The organism is Enterococcus sp. DIV1368b (assembly GCF_050529595.1).
Classification (GTDB): Bacteria; Bacillota; Bacilli; order Lactobacillales; family Enterococcaceae; genus Enterococcus_B; species Enterococcus_B mundtii.
In genome coordinates this window covers 1,680,761-1,703,162 of the sequence record NZ_CP172883.1, presented here as the reverse complement: position 1 = coordinate 1,703,162, position 22,402 = coordinate 1,680,761, and the positions used below count along the sequence as shown (strand labels likewise).

Genomic DNA, 22,402 nt, shown 5'->3' with positions numbered 1-22,402 from the left:
AATATAAAAAAAGTTATTGACAAATATGTTTAGTAAACAGTATACAGGAGTTAGTTAAAAAGTAAACGGTTTCTAAAAATTTGTGAGGTGAAGAAATGAAAAGACAATCATTGATTGCATTCGATTCGGAAACAAATGTTTTTCATTTGTCGAATCCATTGATTTCTTATGTGATGAAAATTGAAGAATCTGGTGTGTTGAGCCATATTCATTTCGGTAAAAAAGTGAGTAACTATACCGATAACAAAAAATACCCAAGAAGAGATCGCGGTTTTTCAGGAAATGTCCCTTTGCATGAGGAGCGAGCATTTTCAAAAGATACGTTGCCACAAGAATTTTCGGGACACGGAAGTATGGATTATCGCATACCAGCCACGATCATCACACGTGAGAATGGCTCTAGCTTACTTGATTTAAGATATGAAACGTATCAGATCATCCAAGGTAAACCAAAGCTTTCAGGATTACCACAAACCTATATATTGGAGGAACAGGAAGCACAAACGTTGTGTATCACATTGAAAGACCGAGATTTACCGATCTATGTGGATCTTTTTTATACGATTTACGAAAAACGAGGGGTCATTATCCGCTCCGCTAAGTATCGTAATCAAACAGAGCAAACGATCTGGTTAGATAAAGCTGCTTCTTTTCAATTAGATTTGACAAATTCTGGCAGATTTACTGAAGTGATCGCTTTACCTGGAGCCCACGCTAGAGAGCGTTTGATTTCGCGACAACGGATCACTGAGGGGGTGAAATCATTTGAAAGTCGACGAGGAAGCAGTAGTCACCAAATGAACAATTTTATCGCTTTGACACATACACATACGACAGAAAATCTTGGAGAAGCCATCGGTCTACAGTTTATCTATTCTGGAAATCATGCGTTTGAGATCGAAAAAGATCAAATCGATCAACTAAGAATCGTTGGTGGCATCAATGCGTATCAGTTCCAATGGCAACTTTCAACCAACGAAGCGTTTCAAACGCCAGAAATGATCCTTTCTTATTCAGACGAAGGATTAAATGGCATGAGCCACATACATCATGAACTGCTGCGAGAACGCGTGGCACGTGGGAAGCATCAGTACGAACCACGTCCAATCTTGGTCAATAATTGGGAAGCGACTTATTTTGACTTTACTAGCAAAAAAATCGAAGCACTGATCGATGAAGCAGCAGCGTTAGGTATGGAAATGTTCGTCTTAGACGACGGCTGGTTTGGGAAAAGAGATGCAGATACTTCTTCTTTAGGAGACTGGTTTGAATATGAAGGGAAATTGGCGAATGGTTTGAAAGGCATTGCAGAGTACGCCCATGAAAAGGGCCTCAAATTTGGGTTATGGGTAGAGCCTGAAATGATTTCGATCGATTCTGAATTGTATCGTCAGACGCCTGATTATTTGATGCAAGAACCAGCACGAACGCCTGCGGCATCTCGGTCACAATTTGTTTTGGATTTTACACGAAAAGAAGTGCGAGATTCGATCAGTCAGCAATTACGAAAAATTTTGGATGAGGTACCGATCGATTATATCAAATGGGATATGAATCGCTCCTTATCAGATGTTTACTCTGCTTACGTGGAGAATCAAGGAGAGGTCTATCACCGGTATGTTTTAGGCTTATATAATCTTTTAGAAGAGTTGACCACAGCCTACCCAGATATCTTATGGGAAGGATGTTCAGGTGGTGGTGGCCGTTTTGACGCAGGAATCCTTTATTATATGCCACAATCCTGGACAAGTGACAATACTGATGCGATGGAACGAATCGACATCCAATACGGAACGAGTCTTGGCTACCCGATCTCCTCGATGGGCGCTCATGTCTCCGCATCACCTAACCATCAAAGTGGACGTGTGACAGATTTAAAGACACGCGGGGACGTAGCGATGAGCGGGGTATTTGGTTATGAACTAGATTTGACCGCATTAGACGAACAAGAAAAGAGAATCATCAAAGAACAGATCAGCACGTATAAAGAAATTCGTCAAACCATCCAACAAGGAAAATTTGACCGTTTAGAAAATCCCTTTGAACAAAACGTTGCGGCGTGGCAATTTGTTTCTCCAAATAAAAAGGAGATCGTTGTCTTTATGGCACGACGATTAACTTCTGGGCAACCACCTTTTCATGAGATCCGCTTGGTTGGTTTAGAGGAAGGGATGTATCGTGAGCGTAAAAGTTCATTGATTTATTCAGGCTCGGAGTTAATGACGATGGGGCTTTATCTCCCTGATTTTCACGGAGATTTTCAGACAGAAGTCTTTCACTTTGAAAAAATAGCTACAGGAAAGGAAGAAGAAAATGCAAGCATCAATTGATTGGTTAGATGATCCCCAAGTTTTTCGTGTGAATCAGCGAAAGGCACATAGCGATCATACAGTCTATGGTTCAAAAGAAGAAATGAGAAGTCAAAGTTCCCGAATACAGTCACTAAATGGTGAATGGCGCTTTTGTTTTTCTGAAAATGCAGAAAATCGCCCAAAAGAGTTTTTTGAACAAGATTTTGACGATCGTTCATTCGACACGATCCATGTGCCTGGCCACATTGAACTAAGTGATTTTGATAAGATCCATTACATCAACACGATGTATCCTTGGGAAGGTCATGAGTTTCGTCGTCCCGCTTATACAACTGCTTCAGAAAAGGAAATGGCAGGGATGTTCTCTCAAGCGGAAGAAAATCCAGTAGGGTCCTATGTTACGACTTTCCAATTAGCAGAGGGACTGAAGGGAAAAGATGTCACGATTCGTTTTGAAGGTGTCGAACAAGCCATGTATGTGTGGTTGAATGGTCATTTCGTTGGTTATGCAGAAGATTCATTTACACCGTCAGAATTTGATTTGACTCCTTATCTAGAAGAAGAGAATCGTTTGGCAGTCGAAGTCCACAAACGTAGCACAGCTGCCTTTTTAGAAGATCAGGATTTTTTCCGTTTCTTCGGGATTTTTCGGGATGTCGTTTTAGTTGCTCGTGGCAAGAATCATTTAGAAGACTTGTGGTTACGTCCCCAATTAGATGACACGTATCAAAAAGGTAAATTGGATGTGTCGTTGTCTTTTGAAAATCTCACAGCTGAAAGTGTCTTACAGGTAAGGGTCCTTGATTTAGACAAGCAAATGATCTATGAAGAAAAGCATACGATAGTTGAAACGATGCAGCTCAGTATTGATTTAGGTGAAGTAGTATTATGGGATCATTTTGCCCCGAATCTGTATAGCTTTGAAATTGAAACCAGGGACCGTGACGGAGTGACTGAATATGTCGAGTATCCATTCGGCTTTCGCAAGATCGAGTTAAAAGATAAAGTGATGTATCTGAATGGAAAACGTTTGATCATCAATGGCGTCAATCGTCATGAGTGGAGTGAAAAAACAGGACGTGCAATCACATTAGCTGACATGGAAAAGGATTTGGCAGTGATTAAAAATGCTAATATCAATGGTGTGCGGACCTCACATTATCCCAACCAGATTCCTTGGTATTTCCTCTGCGATCAAGCAGGTATCCACGTGATGGCAGAAACCAATTTAGAATCACATGGGTCATGGCAAAAAATGGGTGCTTTTGAGCCATCCTATAATGTACCAAGAGGAATTCCGCAATGGCGAGAAGTGGTGCTAGATCGAGCAAAAACCAATTTTGAAACCTTCAAAAACCACACCAGTATCTTGTTCTGGTCCTTAGGCAACGAGTCTTATGTAGGGGAGAATATTCGCTTGATGAATGAATACTTCAAGACGGTTGATCCAGACCGCTTGGTGCATTATGAAGGGAATTATGTTGATCCCAAATTTGAAGCTTCTGTTTCGGACATGAAAAGTAGTATGTACGCAACACCTACGGCAGTCGCTGAATATCTAGAGAATCAAGCAGATAAACCATATATCTTGTGCGAATACATGCACGATATGGGGAATTCTTTAGGTGGATTAGGTTCTTATATGGCACTGTTAGACAAATATGAGATGTATCAAGGCGGATATATTTGGGATTTTAAAGATCAGGCACTTGAGGTACTTGATCCAGTGACAAATCGAAAAGTCATGCGTTACGGCGGCGATTTTGATGATCGTCCAAGTGATTATGAGTTTTCGGGAAATGGCATCGTTTTTGCAAATGGACAAGAAAAACCAGCATTACAGGAGGTAAGATACTATTATGGCAAATACAGCTCCTAAACTGAGAATCATTTATGGCGACTGCACCTTAGGGATCAAAACAAAAGAAAAACATTATATTTTCTCTTACACCAGAGGTGGTTTGGAATCACTCAAAAAGAATGGGAAAGAATGGCTTTATCGTGAAACGCAACCAACTTTTTGGCGAGCATTGACAGATAATGATCGAGGAAATGGCTTTGGGTATCGCTCAAGTATGTGGCTTGGTGCAGGGTTGTATCTAAAGGTGGAAGCAATCCATGTTGCAATAAACGACCAAGCCATCGAACTGCCGATCGCACCAGTCAATAATTGTTATAGCAACCAAGAGTATGCGAATACAGTCGAAATCACTTTCACATTGACTGTCAACACAACTCCACAAACGACCGTCGATATGACGTATCGTGTCAATGAACAAGGGGATCTACACGTGAACATGCACTATCATGGCAAAGAAGGATTACCCGAACTGCCAGTAATAGGATTTCGCATGATCATGCCAACGAAAGCCACTCATTTCGATTACGAAGGGCTGTCAGGTGAAACTTATCCGGATCGTAAAGCTGGTGGCGTACCTGGGGTCTATCATGTAGAGGGCCTACCGATCCCACCTTATTTAGTGCCACAAGATTGCGGCGTCCATATGGATACCAAGTGGTTAGAGATCACGCGCAAGACAACCTTGAATAATGCAGATAAAAGTCAGGAAGAATTTTCCTTACGATTTGAACAAAAGGATTCGCCATTTGCTTTTGCGGCATTACCGTTCAAAGCAGAAGAATTAGAACAGGCGACACACATAGAGGAACTGCCACCGGAACGGCGAACGGTTGTCACGATGTTGGCGAAAGTCCGAGGAGTCGGAGGTATCGATTCTTGGGGAGCGGATGTCGAAGAAGCCTATCATATTAGTGGTGAAGAAGACCACGCGTTCAGTTTTATCATTAAATGATGTAAATTCGTAAAATCAAAAATAGGACCCTCTAAAAATCCATTCTGCGGATTTTTAGAGGGTCCTATGAGTTGTGGCTGATACTTGAAGGTCAAGAAAGAAGTGGTTCGCCAGAATTGCTGAAGGAATTGTTTCTGTCTACACGTTCATTCAGTTTTACTCTCCTTTTTTATGATCGGTAACGTGATCGTTACCGATGTACCCACACCGACTACCGAATCAATGTGTAAGCCATAATCTTCACCATAAAGTAATTGGATTCGTTCATGAACATTTTTGCTACCGATACCTGAAAAATAGTCTCTGTTTTTCGTTGGCTGTTCCGTATCAAAGCCATCACCTGTATCCATAACTTCAAACGACAATTTATCCTCTCTGATCATCCCATACAAAGTGATGAAGCCACTTTTCTTCGTTTGGAACGCATGTAAATAAGCATTTTCGATGATTGGCTGGATGATCATATTGGGCATGTACAAAGAATAAAGTTCCTCAGGTACCATGATTTTGGTTGAGATTGCATCACCGTAGCGCAGTGTCAAGATCGCAATATAACTTCTCACACTGTTCAATTCTTCTTCCACAGGGATAATTTCATTTTTATTGCCGATTGTACTGCGCAAGAGATCGATAAAACTGTCAATGCCTGCGACTGCTTTTTCATTTTCTTGTTGCCACACTAAAAATTTGAGGCTAGTTAACGTATTATATATAAAATGAGGCTGGATCTGTGCTTGCATCGCTTGTATCTCTAAGGTCCTTTTTTTCTTTTCATTTTGTAAAGATTGCGTATGATTGTCACTGATCGTTGTTAGCAGCTGATTGATTGTAGTAGCGAGTGTCCGGATCTCATAGGTTCCCTGGATCGGAACAGTAGCTGCTACCGGTTCTTTGATTTGGTTCAATGAATCTACTAATTGATAGATTGAGCGAGTATTGCGATTCAAATAGATCGCTACTACGATACCACCTAAAATCAGTGTTCCAATATTATAAAGGATGATCGGAATGATGACATTCATTTGATCGGCGATCGAGTGGACATTGACCTCACTGACCAAAGCCGAGTTTTGTCGGTAAAGTGGTAACCGAGTGATCCGCTGATTGGCTTTGGTCAACGTCTCGTGTTCGACCAACTCATCAAATGAATCAAACGTCGTTCCAATTCGATTTTCAACATTCGAAGCAAAGATTTTTTTCTCATCTGTCACAAAGTCGATTTGCGTGATTAGCGGGTCGACTGATTGGCTGAATATTTTTGCCAACTCATCAGAAGTGATGGCAACGACAGCATAACCATAAGTTTGGTTCAAAGTGGATCTAAGCTTTTTGATAAACAAGACACTTGGTGATTGTTTGTCGCGTTTCGTCAGTCCAAACTGGGTAAAGACCATTTGTGTCGCTGTTGGATTTTCATTGACTTTCTGGATCAACTCTAATTGAAAAAAGTCATCAGCAGTGAGATCACTCACCATATCATTACTAATGAACATCCGACCATTTTCCCCAAAAAGAAAAATATCATCTTTGATGTTTGGAAAGATCGGTGCCAATGAATCATTCATTTTTTGCACCGTACGTAGTTGATTGATTTTCTCCAAAGTCGTTTGTTGCCCTTCTTTGAAATACCCCTCTACAGCAGAGCTTTCAGCCAATAATGTCAACGTGTTCTCTATATTGTCATTCAATGTTTCAAAATCATGTTGGATCTTTTGTAAGGTCATTCGATTGGATTGATCGAATTGTTGAATGTAGGCGTCTCTTGAGCGTTGATAAATGAACAAAGAAATCGTCGCTGCTTGAGTGAACAAAGCAATAAAAAGAATGATCAAAAGTTTGGTCAAAAGCTCGTGTTCTCTTAGCTTTTTAATCATACGGTCAGTATTCCTTTACGATATTGTGAAGGGGTCAACCCAGTTTCTTCTTTGAATACTCGAGAAAAATAACCAAGTTCAGTAAATCCAGTTTGCTGACCAATATCACTTAACGAAAGATTCGATTCTTTCAACAATAGTTTTGCATGGTTGATACGGACTTTTTTTAAGTACTTCGTAAAATTGATCCCATACTTTTCTGTAAAAATCGTCGATAAATAACTATAAGAAAAATGATATTTTTCGGATAGCGTTTGTAGACTGATGTCTTGATGATAATTCTCTTGCACATACTCATAGATCAACGTCAACACATCTGAGTTGTCTTTTCTGAAGGTTGTGGTGACTTCACGCAATAACTTCGTCGTATTATTGACGATCAAGACCAGATCATCCCACCGTTCTGCTTGCGTGATCTGTGCTGGAATCGTGATTTTTAGTGTCATGATCTCTTTTCTTTTTTCATGTTCGTCCGCGATCGCGTTGATCAAGGCATAGAGTCGATTGATGATCTCGTGTTTCAGATAGCTTGGTTGCAATCGTTGATCAAGTACCTTACTCATGTAATTGTCCAATTCTTCGATGGCAGATACAAAATCTTTGTTCATGATCTTGGTCAAATAACTTTTTGTTTGTTGCTCATAAGAAGAGAGTAGGGGAGATAATAGCTCTTCACAAATAACGCAGTGATCTGTCAGATAAAAGTGCTGTCCGCTACTTTTTTGCTTTAATGTAAGGAATTCAGAATAAAAGTTTTCAAAATCAAGTGCATCAGATAGAACATAGAGACAAGAATCTGCCTGGTGCTCTTGCTGAAATCGTTCAATCAACCGATCGAATGCCTTCTTCGAAGCGACATTGATAAAATAACCAATATCATTTGCTGTCGTAGAAAAAGGAAAGACAGAGGCGAGCTGATTTGTGTATCGTGGTGCTTCTGCAATCATTTGTTCACTCCGACGCTGTTTTTCCGATTGCTTTTCTTCACAATATACTAGATAAAAGTGGTCATATGGGAATTGTTTGCGTGACATACCTAAATCAAGAGAAGTTCCGGACAAATAATTGCTCAGTAATTGACTCGTTTTTTCGAGTTCTGTCAAACGTGGTTTCTTTACTTCTGTAGATTGTTCCACCAGACTCTTTAGAGAAGCTAAAAATTCACTAGGGTTCAATTTTGGTTTAAGTAAATAATCTGAGACGCCTTCTTTGAATGAATCTTTGACCAATTGAAAGTCATCATAGCTAGATAGAACCAAGATTTTTGCTTCAGGTTGTTCCTTCTTGATCAATCGAGAAAGTTCGATACCATTTAGATCTGGCATCATCAAATCCGTTACGATGATATCAAGAGACTGATGCTTAATGAATTCGAGCGCTTCTAATGGTTTTGAAAAGGCCCCTTTGAGATGGAAGTCGTGCGCTGGCCAATCGATCAGGGTACTTAGACCAGAGAGAATGGTCTGTTCATCATCGATCAATACGATATTTTTCAATGTTTTTCCCCCTATTCCTTTGTTACGTAAGTTAAAAATACTGGGAAACGTTTACAAATGCAAGTCTAAAATTTCATTTACTAAATCAAAAGATGACAAAATTGTACTTTTTTCTTATTTTAGGATATTTTTCTTGAGAACGATCATTAACGAAGAAAACGCTTGCAAGTCTGCTATGATAAGCATGTAAGAAAAACAAACACTAAAAAGGGTGGGTAAAAAAATGAAACTAAAAAAAATCTTAGCTAGCGCTTTCGTCCTAACAGCAGCAGTTACACTTTTTGCCGGTTGTGGCAATTCTTCCAGCGATGCTTCCGGAAACGAAGATAAAGTAACGGTCTGGGCATGGGATGAGGCCTTTAATATCAAAGCCGTCAATGAAGCCAAAGAGTTTTACGAAAATGAGGATGTTGACGTGGAAGTAGTGACGATGTCTCAAGATGATATCGTACAAAAACTGAATACGGCATTAGCCAGCGGAAATACAGATGGGTTACCAAATGTTGTGTTGATCGAAGATTACCGTATCCAAGGATACCTTACTTCTTACCCAGATGCGTTTGCTGATTTGACGGATATTGTGGATGAAAGTAACTTTGCCGCCTACAAATTTGCAGTAAACAAAGTTGACGATAAAATTTACGGCGTACCTTTTGACTCAGGTGTGACAGCTAATTTCTATCGTACGGATATCTTAGAAGAAGCTGGTTATTCGGAAGAAGATATGAAGAACTTGACGTGGGATGATTATTTACAAGTTGCACGAGATGTCAAAGAAAAAACAGGGAAAAAAATCTCTGAAGTCAATCCTTCCGATTTAGGTCGTGTGCGCATGATCATGCAACAAGCTGGAGAGTGGTATACCTCGGAAGATGGAGAAACAGTGACGATCGAAAATAATGAATCATTAAAATATGGATTAGAACTCTTTGCTACCTTACTTAAAGAAGATCTAGTCGAACAAACATCTGACTGGAATGCTGGGGTTACGGCGGTCCAATCAGGAGCTGTTGCTTCTACACCAACTGGCGCTTGGTATTCTTCAACCATCCAAGGGGCAGAAGATCAATCAGGCAAGTGGAAGATCGCACCGATTCCAGCTCTACCTGCTAACATGCAAAAAGCACAAGCTTCCAACTTGGGTGGTGCCGGCTGGTATGTGATCAAGGGCGTAGCTGGTGAAGAAAATGCGAAAGATTTCTTGGAAAAGACATTCGCAACAAATGAAGAATTGATGGGCAAATTAGCTGAAGAAATTGGTTTAGTATCGACCATGTTGAGTGCGAATGATCAAGAAGCTTATCAACAGCCATCTGAATTCTATAGTAATCAAAAAGTATTTGATGACTTTTCAAAATGGACAGCAGAAATCCCTGAAGTGAACTATGGTCATGAAACTTATGCCATTGAATCTGTTGTGGCGGAATCCTTGAGCCGAATCATCAATGGTGAATCAGCGGACAAAGTTTTGGCAGATACGCAAAAACAAGTCGAAGCGCAGTTAGCCAATTAAGTCATATCCAGCGTCAACAGTAAACCGATTATGAATGGAACAACAAAGAAATGAGTGGCGATCTCTTCAAACGGATCAACGAGTGTATTGTTCGTTCGTTTGAAGGTATCGCTTATGGAATAAGCAATTAATTGAAACGCGTATGGGGGACATGGACATTCACACCGTTAGCTATCCTGTATAACTTTAGCAATGGTATTCGAAAAAATAAGAAGTTCCGCTCGTTTTCTATTCTCTGTCTGATGGAACCAATCACGGGCAGTGGTTCAAAGCTTAGAAGAAAATAACAATCTATTTTGTCTGACTTTCTGTGAGGCATGTATTTCTTCAACATATGTGTAATGAAAGTGGGGAATAATATGAAGCAAAAGGATCTATTCAGAAATGGTCATGCGTTTTTAGTTTTGCCAGTGATCATGATCTCGATTTTGGTTTTTATACCAATGGTGTTAGCACTGATCACCTCTTTTCAAAGTGGACCTCCTGTAAATATGACGTTCAACGGATTAGGAAATTATCAACGAATGTTAGGAGATTCGACTTTTCGTAAAGCATTTTTCAATACCTTTTTATACTTATTAGTACAGGTTCCTGTCATGTTGTTTTTGGCATTGTTTATTTCAAATCTATTGAATGATAAAAAATTGAAGTTCAAAGGATTGTTCAGAACAGCGATTTTCTTGCCATGTATTACCTCAATGGTCAGCTATTCTTTGATCATGAAAAGTTTATTTTCCCAATCAGGTTTAGTCAATAACCTTTTAGTTGGAATTGGCTTGATCGATAACCCGATCGGTTGGTTGACTCATCCATTCTGGGCAAAAGTTTTGATCATTATTTCCATCACATGGCGTTGGACAGGGTATAATATGATTTTCTTTTTATCTGGTATGCAAAACATCGATCCAGAAATATATGAAGCTGCTGATATTGATGGCGCATCAAGGTGGCAACAGTTCATTAAAATCACGATACCTAACTTGAAACCAATCATTTTGTTTACATCGATCACTTCAACGATCGGTACCTTGCAATTATTTGATGAGGTACAAAATATCACTGGTGGTGGGCCAGCTAATGCAACGACGACATTGTCACAATATATCTATAATTTGAGTTATAAATTCACCCCGAATTTTGGTTATGCTGCAGCTGTTTCTTTCGTTATCGTACTATTTATCGTCTTGTTATCAGTGATTCAAACTAAAATAGGGAGTGAGAGCAAATGAGAGAAATGACAAGTAGTGAACCCCAATCAATTACGAAAAAGCAAGTGAGTATCGGACAGTTACTCTTGAGCATTTTTAAATATACCTCTTTAGTCATCGTTTCCTTTATTTCAATTTTCCCGTTTGTTTGGATGATTTTAGGGATGACGAATACCGCAGTGGATATTAGTTCAGGTAAACTGATGATTGGTGAGAATTTAGTGATCAATTTCCAAAATCTCTTTTCGAATGACTTGAATTTTTCACGCTCTTTACTTAATTCTGCAATGATCGCTGTCGTTACAACGATTTTTGCTTTATTGATCTCCTCCATGGCAGGTTATGGTTTTGAGATCTATAAGAGTAAAAGAAAAGAAGTCGTCTTTAATATTTTGTTATTATCGATGATGGTCCCTTTTGCGGCATTGATGATCCCGCTGTATCGGATGTTTTCTCAATTGAATGGTACGATATTAGGAATCAATAGTTTTCTAGTTGTCATCTTACCTTCAGTAAGTACCGCCTTTTTGATTTTCTTTTTTCGTCAAAACGCGAAGTCCTTTCCTAAGGACCTTGTAGAGGCGGCACGTTTAGACGGTCTTAAAGAATTAAGTATTTTCTTTCGTGTCTATTTACCAACAGCTAAAAATACGTATGCCGCTGCGGCGATCATCACGTTTATGAGTAGTTGGAACAATTACCTCTGGCCTTTAGTGGCGTTACAATCTCCAGATAAACGAACAGTTCCATTAGTATTATCAGCCATGGGGGCATCCTATACACCAGACTATGGCATGATCATGAGTGGACTGGTAATTGCGACCTTACCAACTGCACTTGTGTTTTTCGTTTTACAAAAACAATTTGTTCAAGGGATGATTGGTTCTGTCAAATAGACAGAAATAAGCCTGAAATCTCATGTTCAGAAACTATCATCTGAATAATCAAAAATGAGAAAAAAGGACCCCTTTAGACTTTCGATTTATGGATAACTTTCGTTATAAAATAAACTTCTTAAAAATAAGCGATAAAAGTCAGAAATAGTTTATCTATTTTTGGCTTTTATCGCTTATAGCAAGTAGTTGAGACTTTTTTTAAAAAAACAAAAAATAATGTTTGTTGATTTTTTTTGATGCTTTAGCTAGTTTATTGCTGTTTTTTTTACAGTTTTTACATAAAAATGGTATCGCTTACGGTTTTTCCTCGTAAACTTACTTTTAATCAGGTAAACTAGAAGTAAAGGAGGAGGATACATGAGGAAAAATTTTAAAGAAGTAATCATTGCAATCATGCCTATGACGGTATTGATCGTTATCCTGACCTTTGTATTTGCACCATTAGATGTTGAAACCATGGGAAGATTCATCTTAGGAGCAATCATGATGATGGTTGGTATGAGTCTCTTTTTATTTGGTGCTGATTATTCGATGATGGAAGTTGGTGATTTGGTCGGTAAATATATGATCAAAAAGAAAAGTCTACCAATCATCATTAGTTTGGGTTTTCTGATTGGGATCGTGATCACGATTGCCGAACCGTCGGTGCAAGTATTGGGTCAACAAGTATTTGATATTTCGGATGGAGAGATTGGTCGAGTCTTATTGATCGGTATAGTCAGTGTGGGAACCGGCGTATTTTTAGCTTTTGCACTACTACGAGTCGTATTTAAACTGTCGTATTATCGATTGATGGTGATCGGTTATCTTGCGGTACTTATCGCTTCCTTCTTTACAAGTAGTGAATTTATGCCGATTGCTTTTGATGCAGGTGGAGTCACAACTGGCCCAGTGACTGTTCCGTTTATTCTAGCCTTGGCTGGTGGAATGACAAGTATGATCCGCCAAGGGAAAAATGAAAACGATAGCTTTGGAATGGTTGGTATTGCCTCACTTGGTCCTATCTTGGCTGTCATGATCCTGGGGGTGATCTTCCAATGAATTTTTTGGTCACTTTTTTTGCAGGTATTGGACAAGTTGGATATGAAGTCATCCTTGCAGTGGCACCGATCGTGGGCCTATTTGTACTAATGAACTTTCTTTCATTCAAATTGAGGAGAAAACGTTTTTTTGATATCATGAAAGGTTTTTTGATCACAACTATCGGATTAGTTTTATTTTTACATGGTGTAAATGTTGCTTATGTACCAGTAGGGCAACACCTGGGAAGTGCAATTGCTTCTTTAGCGAATAATCAGATCCTGATTCCTTTAGGGTTTGTTATGGGATTTTTAGTAGGTTTTGCAGAGCCAGCTATCCATGTGATGGTCAAACAAGTCGAAGAACTAAGTGAAGGTCGGATTCATGCAAAAGTAATGTTAGCAGTGATCTCGATTGGGATCGGTCTAGCAGTCGGTCTATCCATGTGGCGCTTATTAGCTGGTTTTTCTCTTTATTATTTCTTGGTTCCTGGATATGGCTTAGCTTTTGTCTTAGGTGCAAAAGTCGACAAGATTTTTCTATCGATGGCTTTTGATAACGGCGGTGTCGCCACAGGACCGATGTGTTCTACCTTTATTTTGTCTATGAGTGTGGCAATCGCCACACAGATCGACGGTCGAGATCCAATTATTGATGGATTTGGCGTGGTGGCAATGATCGCATTGACACCGATACTATCAACATTAGTCTTAGGGTTCATTTATAAACAAAAAGACAAAAAAGATCAGAAAAACAAAGAAAAATTACAACAAATGGAGGAACAACAATGAATGATTTAGTCGCACTAAATCTCGAGATGATCGTCACGATCGTGGATGGTGGCATTGGGGAAGATGTGATCGATTACTCAAAGAAGGCTGGCGCATCAGGGGGGACGATTTTACATGGACGTGGTTCTGGCGTCCATGACACAGGAAAATTCTTAGGATTGGATATCTCACCGGAAAAGGATATCGTTCTGACATTAGTACCAGATAGTTTGACAAACGAAGTGATGGATGCGATAGGAAAAGGCATCAAGATCGATGTTCCGGGTAATGGTATTTGTTTTAGTATTGATATCGATAAAGTAATTGGTATTACGAAAATCCATCAATATCGCGAAGTTGTTGAAATGAAAGATTTATTAGAAGATAATTGAAACTCATCCAAATGCAAGTGGCTAAATTCGGAATAGCACTTACCTTGAAATATACCAAAATTTGATCATCTTGTTTTGACAATAAGTCGAAAAAAACAAAATAGACCTTGTGCTATTTTAAGTTTTTTACGGCTTTTTCTTTTACCAAAAATGCTTGTCTATGTTGCTGGATGAGCATTTTTTAGGTTATAACTTAAAATTATAAATAAAGAAACTTCTGATTAGATAAACTTTTTTTCGATTTTTAATTGGAAAAAGGTGAGGTAGACTTCTTGTATTTACTTATAATTAGCCTTGAGACCGATTAAATATAGGATCGGTGGATGTATGTGCTACTAAAGTAGTTAAGTTGATCAAGAGAAATCGCTCGGGTACTAAAACAATTGTAACAGTTTAAGTAATGGCTCTAAAGTGTGTGTGTTATTTTTTGTGTAATGTAGAAAAAATAAAAATAAATTTAAGGAGTGAAGATAGTGACTAAAGACAGTTATTCCGAAGAGATTGGTAAATTGTACAATACACGTCACGAGGATTTTAAACAGTTAAATGATCAAATGTGGCCGAATTATAGTACAAATCAAATGGGAAATACGCTTACGCCAAAAGGTCTAAGAAGTTTAACAGGTTACCTTTATATTTGCAATATCTTAGGTAACTTTCAAATAGTAGGGGAAGTCCCACTGACACGTCAGCAAGTGGGAAAGAAACAGTCAGCTGCTTTTAAAGAAGATACTCATTTAAAGGTTCGCCAAAAAGAAAAGAAATTCACGATGGATAGCCCCTCATCAAGTTCAAGTGTAGACCTCAAACGTTTCAGCTATCCAGACTTTCATGAAACAGTCAATCCCCTCATTGAGCAACTATCCTCAACTAATCCAATGATTTATCTAACGGCTAAAGCACATCAATGGAATCTCAACATGCAGCAGCTTGCCCAGCTATTCTCAAAACGCGCCAATTATACGATGAATAGAGAACTTTCTAATCAAAAGCAACCTGGCTCCCAGAAGTCTTTCAATCATACTCAAAACCAGTTTAGCAAAATCCGCCAAGCAGCTGTTCTGAGAGCACAGCAATCAAATGAACAGCAAACCCTAACTCTCTCCCAAAATCACTTTGAGCAACGTACAGAAGAAACCGATTCCTCCTATTTTATAGCAAAAAATTCGGCTGAGAAATTAAAAAATGTATTTGAAGCCAATGTTAACTATCAGTTTAGATCAACTGACATCATTCCTTCAGGCAGTACCAGCAAGATAGTTTCGATCAATGAGGATTCGTTGATAGCAGCTTTTTGGAAAGATATGACCGATCAATTCACTATTTTTTTTAGCGTTCCTGAAAATGCAACCTTCACGGAACAAATGAAAGATTTAAACGGTATTTCAGTGCTCGATCTTTTTCTGGGGATGATGAATCGAGTATTTTACAGGAACGATGAGCAACAAATTCTATCAGATGATCAAGCCAAGAATGCAGAGTCAGTATCTGCATCACTCGTTGATTTATTACCGGAATCTTTTCAAGGACTGTTTTTTTCAAAAAAAAGTTCGATCACACAGGTTAGAGAGGAAGGGATCTTCTCACAGCTTTGGAGTTTAACAAATAAACTATCAGATACTTTGGATGATTATATTGATAAATGGGATGTTCTGAAAGTAAAGGGAGTTGAAGCAGCTCCATGGTTTGATATTAGCCCATTGAATCCACGGTCTGATCATCGATTGGAATCTTCGTTGAAATCCTATGAGACTTTGCAAATGGAAACCTCTAATATTGTTTTTTTAGCTACTAAAAGATACATTCAAGTTAACTTGCCTGAGTACGAGTTGGGTGAAAAACAACTACCATTTTGGTTTAATTACGCTCTTTTTCAAGAACGGAATGAAACGGAAAAAATCAATACAGTGGTCAAAAAATATCTACGAGAGGAGGGTTCTGGCTGGTGGTTGGAAGACGATACCTCAATGCGTTATGTATTCACAAATCTACAAAAATTGGAAAATAGCGAAGTAGTTGAAAAAGTGATTGCTAGAAGAACACAGATGGCACATATCATTTTTGATACTTGTGGCCTCTCAACACACGGACTGACTGATGAGCGAGCAAATGCTATTTTCCTTCAATGGCGAAATAATAATATATTTAAAAATGTTCAATTTAAAATAATAAAAAAGATTATATGGACACCTTCAAATGTTCTGAGTAATGAAGAAAAAAACAAGCCTGTGAGTGAGACTACACCTGCCACAATTTCCTCTAAGAAAACAGACTTAGAGCGAATTGATGAACTTGTGACAGATCTCATGAATAATCGTAACCTTCTTGTAAACGACGGAGAGTTATTACCGATTTTTTATTACCAATATGATCTTTTTGAGCATAGGGAAAAAACTAGTAAGGTGAATCAACAACTAAAGAAACTCCTTGAAAAAAGTGGTATTACTCCCTCTTCTGACAGTGGATTGGAACTGGTAAAGGCAATCGAAAAGTATAGCCAAGAAGATTGGGGCTCAAAGAAGTCATATAAATCAAGAAAAATACAGTATCTTGCTTATGTTATTTTGAAAGCTTATGGAGTGGGACAAAGCAGATTAGGAGATTCCCTATCAGCCAATCAGTTATTCGGAATTTTCATGCAGTGGAAAGCCAATACCTTACTTGAGAAAAATGAGTATAAGAAAATAGATCAGCAAACGATTTATTATAAGTTATCTCCATGGGAAGATTCTTTATTAGCCCGTAATCAAGAACAAAAAAGTGAAAGTAATCAAATCTATGATGATTTCATCAATGAGCGCTATGACTTGATATCTCATGAACATCCATTGATTCCCTTTGTCTATTATCCACCACTTTTTGAAGTAAGGGATAACATAGTAAAAGCAGTTTATGATTTGAAAAAGATATTAGATGAAAAGGGAATCCCAACTCAGGGAGCGTCCCTGGCGGATGTATCAAAAGCGGTAGATCATTGGATTATTGCTGGAGAGACCTATAAAACAATAATTAAACGAGTAAAAAAAATAGCAAAAATCATTGTAAAAACGTATAAACTCGAGGAAAAAGATTTATCGATCGATAAAGCTGTTGCCATCTATCTTCAATGGGGGAATAATAATGCGTATTATGGGTATACAATTGAAAAAGACAAAAGAAATTATGCCTATGAGTGGAACAAAGGAAATAAAAGGGAAGAATTAGATAAGAAAATCATCACTTTTTTACGTGAGAATGAGATTGATTCCTCAAAACCAACGATTAGTGAACCATTGGCTTTTTCTTTACCCAATTCTACTATTGAACAATATGAGCTTATATGCAAAAATATGACCAATTTTTTATCAGAAAGAGGTTTTGCTAACGATCTAAGTAATAAAAATATCTTGGTGGAAAGTGCCGCTAAATGGGCATTAGTAGAAGGGTTAGAGATTGATACGATCGATTGGGGGAAATTGAAAGAATTAGTTCGGGTAATTCTAGGGGATGAAAAAGAGAGGGTGATCTCTAACGAAGAAGCCCAACAAATATTTGTCCAGTGGATGAAAGATACAATAGAAATGGATACTCCATCTTTGGAAGTGAAACCTAAAGAAAATACTTTAGAGCAAAAACAATCTCAGACTATGAGTAAAGCGATAGTTTCAAAATGGCAATCTGAGAATATCAAGAACCAAATTGAACTTTTTTTTCGACAAAAAGGATTGCTATCTGAACGACCCACGAAAGAAGATATTTTACTTGCAGTCGGAAAATGGTTTACGCAAGAAGGTGTTGGGACGGTGCTAATGCCAGAGAAAGTTCAGGCAGTTGCGAAAGTAATCCTTAATGAGTTGGATCTTTATGGAGGGAAGTCAGACGAGAAGATTTCAAATAAGGACGCTGAATCAACAGTCATGAAGTGGGTATTTGAAACAGTTCTGGAAAAATCGGTGGAAACCTACATCGTCCAAAATATTATTTCCGCTCCTGATCCGGCAACGTTTACTATCGGCCGTCTTAGAAAGTTATTTGAGGTACACGAGCTAATTGAAGCTGGTCTGATCAAGCAACGACCTAAGAAGGAAGAACAAGAGACTATAACGAAACTATGGATCCTATTGACAAAAAACATGCTCCCAAATTATTTCCTAGAAACAAGTCAGTTAGCTGATGAGCTGTTGATTTCTGACTATGAATCTTTGATGCAATTGATTGGTTCAAAATTTTTAGAAGATACAGGCTATCATTCGAATTTCAATAAAAATGAAACGAATACTTTAGGAATGTTTTTGTTTGATATTGCCACTCATCAAGGTATAGATAATTTAAATGAATTGAATTATTTTTTTGTGCCAGCCTTACTAGCTACAGCACAACTAGAGCCAGAGCGGTTAAATAAGGCGATGGAGTTAGGGATTCATAAAGAATTTGCATTAAGTAGTTTTATGAGTTATTACCAAAAAGGCTATTTCAATTATATGGAAAATCAAGAAGATGTTGAGCATCTGTATCAAGAGTATGAAGAGGCTTTTATAAACTGGCGTCGTAAAAAAGGCTTAGTGAATGAAGTGTTAGCAGAGTGTGAACGACTCGGGATAAGAGTGAGTTTATTTGGAGATCAAGTGTATCTTGATGGTGGAAACCCATGCCCCGGGCCATGGATCCCAAGAGATATAGAAAAATGGTACACCGAATTAACGAAAGAAGTAGCAGACAAGCACCGTGCATTAAATAAGAAGTTGATGGAGTATGCATTTCATTCACTCAATATAGAAGATTTCAATTTTATTATTTCTCCAAAGACACATATTTATGAAGCATTTACTCAATTGAAAAATGAAGTGCGCTATTATGCGCCTTCCGCACCAGGATCAATTCCTCCAGTATTTTTTGGGAATCGAGAAACTTGGCTGGATACAACTCTTAATTTAGAAAAGACGAATATTTTGGTAGCTGTCAGCGAAAAAGAAGAACGGGTGTATGCCTTGAAAAACCTAGATAAAGAGGGAGGGTATGCCATCTATCGTGTAGATAAGGATCCTATGCTCTATCTTAAATATGGCTTATTTGATAAAAAAAATGTCTGGGGAGGAGGATATTCGAAAGTCGGGGAAAAGATTCGAATCGGCAACAAGGACTACACTTTTTCTAGTCAAGTTGATCGAATGAATGCACTCACTTCTAAAGGGGATTTGAGAACAGTTATTGACAGGATTGCTCAGAAACATCGGGACCAGTTGTATCGCCAATTATATGATTCAGGAAATGATAAAACAGTTGCTAGTGCTGCCTGGGATGGTGTCAAGCATTTTATTCCATTTTATGATTGCATTGTTGGGATCAATAATCGAGATACGAAAGGAGCAGCTATTTCTTGCACAATCGACGTGGTGCTTTTACTACCTGTTTTGGGACAGGTCACTTCCCTTAATCTGAAATTCGGTTTATCCGTGGCAAAAGCAGCAATAGTGGGTGGTGCAGAAGGAATTGTTAAAAATAGTGTGCGGGCCCTTCCCAATATCGCCGAGATAGAGTCTCTAGTAATAGGTGCGATCCGTTATATTGATCCGGGAGTTGAGCTGGTAAAAGGGAGTAGTCAGTTAGTCCTCCAGAAGCTGATCAATATGAAAACACGCGCATTTATTCGAAAAGATATCAAACCACTACTGGTAAAGCTAAATAAAATAAAAAAACCGTCAGAACCATTATCGAAAGAGCTTATTTCCGCTCAGCTGAAAAAAAATGGTCCCAAGGTTTTCGTCAAACGGGTGAAAGCCCAACTATACATGCGAGTAACCAATTTGAAAACTAGAGATGTTTTTGGAGAATTCTATACGTTGCGAGGAGGACAATTAAGAGTGTTTGAAGGACAAGCCTCCTTTACCTCTGACCAACTTGATTTGATCAATCGTCTATCCAGTAAAGTGAATATCGATCAACAGTTTGTCGAGGAAAAGAATCTAAACGTCAAGTTTTATGGTGACGGAATGATTTTAACAGGAAAAAAAGAAGGAGAGCAAAGTAGCCGCTACATTGTAATGAAAAATAAAATTACGCCTATAAGAGTAACGGTCATCAAGGAGCAAGGCGTGCGTTATGATATCTGTGAAGGAGAACGGGTTTTTCCGGTGAACTACAACGGCATTGAATGGTATTTCGAACCAGCCACTTCGCGAACGCTCTCCGAAGAAGTATTACAAAAAGTAAGTAAAAATATCGATAAATTTCAATCATTGAAAGAGCCAAGTACGCTTTCACCACCAGATGATTTGGGCTTGATGAGTTCAGAGACAGGTAGAACCTATATCAAGATTAATGAACGTTATGTACCATTAGTTTTATTCCATAAAGAGAAACAGCGCTATCATTTAGTTAAAAACGATATTCTTGAACCGATGACAGTCTTACGCTTAGATTTAGCAAATGATCAGTTCCGATTTGAAACGGAACTAGAAAAACGTGCCCTCAAATTTCAATCTTATGCACAACCCGCAGGTGGGAAAGACGATGTCTCAGATGACCAAATTCCTAGCACTTCAAAAGGCGCCGATTCACTTTTTGATCATCTAGCGTCATCTTCATCACAAGTATTCGTTGATAATCGGTATCCACCATATTTCCAACTTCCAGATACACTACCTTATGCGAAGGAGTGGAATAAACTTCGCCAAGCAATACAAGTTCCTGAAGGTACAGATATAGTGGAGGATCCAAAAGTGATAGTACCAGTTTTATCGGAGTTTGTCCCAGAATTCCCGCCTTATGTAATCAGTGATGAAGCAAAATTAAGAGAGCAAATTACTTTAGGAATTAAAGGGTTTTTCCCCGAAGGTTCAAATCCGAATTATCGTGTATTTTCTGGTATCGACATCACTAAGGCGCCAGAATCACTCAAACCATTTCTAAAACAATTTACTGTAGAGTTTAAAAATGCGCACGAAAATTTCCAGAAATTTATAGATAAGGAGAAGGAACTATCAAAAGAAGAGGCTCTTGCACCTACGACTGCGGGAGCTTACTTAATCGAAATGTTTAGACTAAGTGATGCGGAAAATCAAGAACAAATTTTAAAAGAAATTATGAAGCGCTTGTTATCAGTTGCAAAAAAAAGTACGCAGCTTCTTCAACAAACGGAGGATTTTAATTTTAAAAATATTTGGCTTGTTTCTACTGATTTATTGCGTGATGAGGTGACAAAAAATTACTACTCACAAATTAAAGGACACATGGGTGCACATGCGTTTGTTATGCGGTTTGACCCTGAATGTCGAATTATTTTAATGCTTGATGGTTTTCATGTAAATCCAGCTACTAGACCAGGAATTCAAGCACAGCCAAGTTCCAAGGATACTCTTATGCACGAAGTGACCCATATTGTCGCGTCATCGGACGATTTGATAAGTTGTCCAAGTAGTCCGATAGGTTTCAGGAGTAGTGGAGAAGATCTTCGAAAGAGATACGAAGTAAATTTTCTGAAGCTAATTCATGGCGAAGGGTTTGATTCTTTTGTGGAGAATGTAAGTGAGATGTTAAATTTGCCGACTGTCACAAAACAAGCTGTCTTCAATGCTGTACTGACTGACAAGATGTTAAAAGCAAACCTTCAAATAACCGATGCTGAGATGCTGATGACTTGTATTCGTGATATTGGATTAGGACGGAACTTTTTTGAGCGAGCACCCGTAAAAAGAAGTCTAGCTGACCAACTAGGAAACGGCGACCTATTGTTTGCTCTTGCTGTGATTGAAGTAGTTAATGTGGAGAATTTAGTAACCGAGCATCAATTAGAAACTACCTTAGAAAACGCGGAAATAACGACAGAAATCAACGTCTCACAGCATACACAGGCCCCTTCGGGAAATAGAAGTTTTTCAACCATTAAAAATATAGGTAAAACAAATAGTAATGATACGAATACAAGGCTTATGCACAAGCAAGAAATCAGAAAGCGCGCCGAATTGAATCTATAAGTTGATTGTCACCTTTAGATTCAGACTAGGTTACGGTTGATGAATCGCCCATAACATCAAATACATGAATAAAAAAACTAATATAGCCATAAAAAAGTTTTTTATATGCGCATAAAATTCAAAGAATAAGATTTTATGAAATCTCCTGCATATTTG

The 22,402-nt window shown here is 38.4% G+C and carries 11 protein-coding genes and 1 pseudogene; 10 read left to right on the top strand and 2 right to left on the bottom strand.

Annotation, left to right across the window (positions count from 1 at the left end; genetic code table 11):
- The first annotated feature begins 95 nt into the window (after positions 1–95).
- The 3 genes from IGJ19_RS07890 to IGJ19_RS07880 are packed head-to-tail and all read left to right on the top strand — an operon-like array spanning position 96 to position 5,125.
- Positions 96–2,330 carry an alpha-galactosidase gene (locus IGJ19_RS07890; RefSeq protein ID WP_142433389.1) on the top strand — a complete coding sequence of 745 codons (2,235 nt, stop codon included), beginning with the start codon at positions 96–98 and terminating at the stop codon, positions 2,328–2,330.
- Positions 2,314–4,191 carry a glycoside hydrolase family 2 TIM barrel-domain containing protein gene (locus IGJ19_RS07885; protein ID WP_142433390.1) on the top strand — a complete coding sequence of 626 codons (1,878 nt, stop codon included), beginning with the start codon at positions 2,314–2,316 and terminating at the stop codon, positions 4,189–4,191. The genes IGJ19_RS07890 and IGJ19_RS07885 overlap by 17 nt, the downstream gene beginning before the upstream one ends.
- Positions 4,172–5,125 (top strand): beta-galactosidase small subunit, encoded by a 954-nt coding sequence (locus IGJ19_RS07880; protein WP_115357726.1) that lies wholly within the window; start codon positions 4,172–4,174, stop codon positions 5,123–5,125. Before IGJ19_RS07885 ends, IGJ19_RS07880 begins: the two co-directional genes overlap by 20 nt.
- Before the next feature lie 146 nt (positions 5,126–5,271).
- Here IGJ19_RS07880 and IGJ19_RS07875 read toward each other — a convergent pair whose 3' ends face one another.
- Both IGJ19_RS07875 and IGJ19_RS07870 read right to left on the bottom strand, forming a co-directional pair.
- Positions 5,272–6,999, bottom strand: a complete 1,728-nt coding sequence (locus tag IGJ19_RS07875) for a cache domain-containing sensor histidine kinase (RefSeq protein WP_086334759.1) — start codon at positions 6,997–6,999, stop codon at positions 5,272–5,274.
- On the bottom strand, positions 6,996–8,495 hold the full coding sequence (locus IGJ19_RS07870; protein WP_074799277.1) for a response regulator transcription factor: 1,500 nt from the start codon (positions 8,493–8,495) through the stop codon (positions 6,996–6,998). Before IGJ19_RS07870 ends, IGJ19_RS07875 begins: the two co-directional genes overlap by 4 nt.
- A gap of 223 nt (positions 8,496–8,718) precedes the next feature.
- Between IGJ19_RS07870 and IGJ19_RS07865 the strand changes: the two genes are divergently transcribed.
- The 7 genes and pseudogenes from IGJ19_RS07865 (at position 8,719) to IGJ19_RS07835 (ending at position 22,246) form a co-directional block, all read left to right on the top strand.
- Positions 8,719–10,008 carry an ABC transporter substrate-binding protein gene (locus IGJ19_RS07865; protein WP_074799275.1) on the top strand — a complete coding sequence of 430 codons (1,290 nt, stop codon included), beginning with the start codon at positions 8,719–8,721 and terminating at the stop codon, positions 10,006–10,008.
- A 359-nt stretch (positions 10,009–10,367) separates the two neighbouring features.
- Positions 10,368–11,237, top strand: a complete 870-nt coding sequence (locus IGJ19_RS07860) for a carbohydrate ABC transporter permease (RefSeq protein ID WP_071866301.1) — start codon at positions 10,368–10,370, stop codon at positions 11,235–11,237.
- A 68-nt stretch (positions 11,238–11,305) separates the two neighbouring features.
- Positions 11,306–12,112 (top strand): annotated as a pseudogene (locus tag IGJ19_RS07855) (carbohydrate ABC transporter permease); the annotation flags it as partial.
- Between the two features lie 357 nt (positions 12,113–12,469).
- On the top strand, positions 12,470–13,153 hold the full coding sequence (locus IGJ19_RS07850; RefSeq protein ID WP_142433393.1) for a DUF1538 domain-containing protein: 684 nt from the start codon (positions 12,470–12,472) through the stop codon (positions 13,151–13,153).
- Complete coding sequence (locus IGJ19_RS07845; RefSeq protein ID WP_074799273.1) at positions 13,150–13,923, top strand: DUF1538 domain-containing protein; 774 nt, start codon at positions 13,150–13,152, stop codon at positions 13,921–13,923. Before IGJ19_RS07850 ends, IGJ19_RS07845 begins: the two co-directional genes overlap by 4 nt.
- Positions 13,920–14,294, top strand: coding sequence for a P-II family nitrogen regulator (locus IGJ19_RS07840; protein WP_019723997.1), 375 nt, complete (start codon positions 13,920–13,922; stop codon positions 14,292–14,294). Before IGJ19_RS07845 ends, IGJ19_RS07840 begins: the two co-directional genes overlap by 4 nt.
- A 473-nt stretch (positions 14,295–14,767) precedes the next feature.
- Positions 14,768–22,246 carry a QWxxN domain gene (locus tag IGJ19_RS07835; RefSeq protein WP_430603601.1) on the top strand — a complete coding sequence of 2,493 codons (7,479 nt, stop codon included), beginning with the start codon at positions 14,768–14,770 and terminating at the stop codon, positions 22,244–22,246.
- Positions 22,247–22,402: the final 156 nt, after the last annotated feature.

Excerpts from the sequence above, each read along its gene's own strand:
- IGJ19_RS07890 (WP_142433389.1), top strand. The coding sequence starts at position 96 with ATGAAAAGACAATCATTGATTGCATTCGATTCGGAAACAAATGTTTTT.
- IGJ19_RS07885 (WP_142433390.1), top strand. The coding sequence starts at position 2,314 with ATGCAAGCATCAATTGATTGGTTAGATGATCCCCAAGTTTTTCGTGTG.
- IGJ19_RS07880 (WP_115357726.1), top strand. The coding sequence starts at position 4,172 with ATGGCAAATACAGCTCCTAAACTGAGAATCATTTATGGCGACTGCACC.
- IGJ19_RS07875 (WP_086334759.1), bottom strand. The coding sequence starts at position 6,999 with ATGATTAAAAAGCTAAGAGAACACGAGCTTTTGACCAAACTTTTGATC.
- IGJ19_RS07865 (WP_074799275.1), top strand. The coding sequence starts at position 8,719 with ATGAAACTAAAAAAAATCTTAGCTAGCGCTTTCGTCCTAACAGCAGCA.
- IGJ19_RS07860 (WP_071866301.1), top strand. The coding sequence starts at position 10,368 with ATGAAGCAAAAGGATCTATTCAGAAATGGTCATGCGTTTTTAGTTTTG.
- IGJ19_RS07850 (WP_142433393.1), top strand. The coding sequence starts at position 12,470 with ATGAGGAAAAATTTTAAAGAAGTAATCATTGCAATCATGCCTATGACG.
- IGJ19_RS07845 (WP_074799273.1), top strand. The coding sequence starts at position 13,150 with ATGAATTTTTTGGTCACTTTTTTTGCAGGTATTGGACAAGTTGGATAT.
- IGJ19_RS07840 (WP_019723997.1), top strand. The coding sequence starts at position 13,920 with ATGAATGATTTAGTCGCACTAAATCTCGAGATGATCGTCACGATCGTG.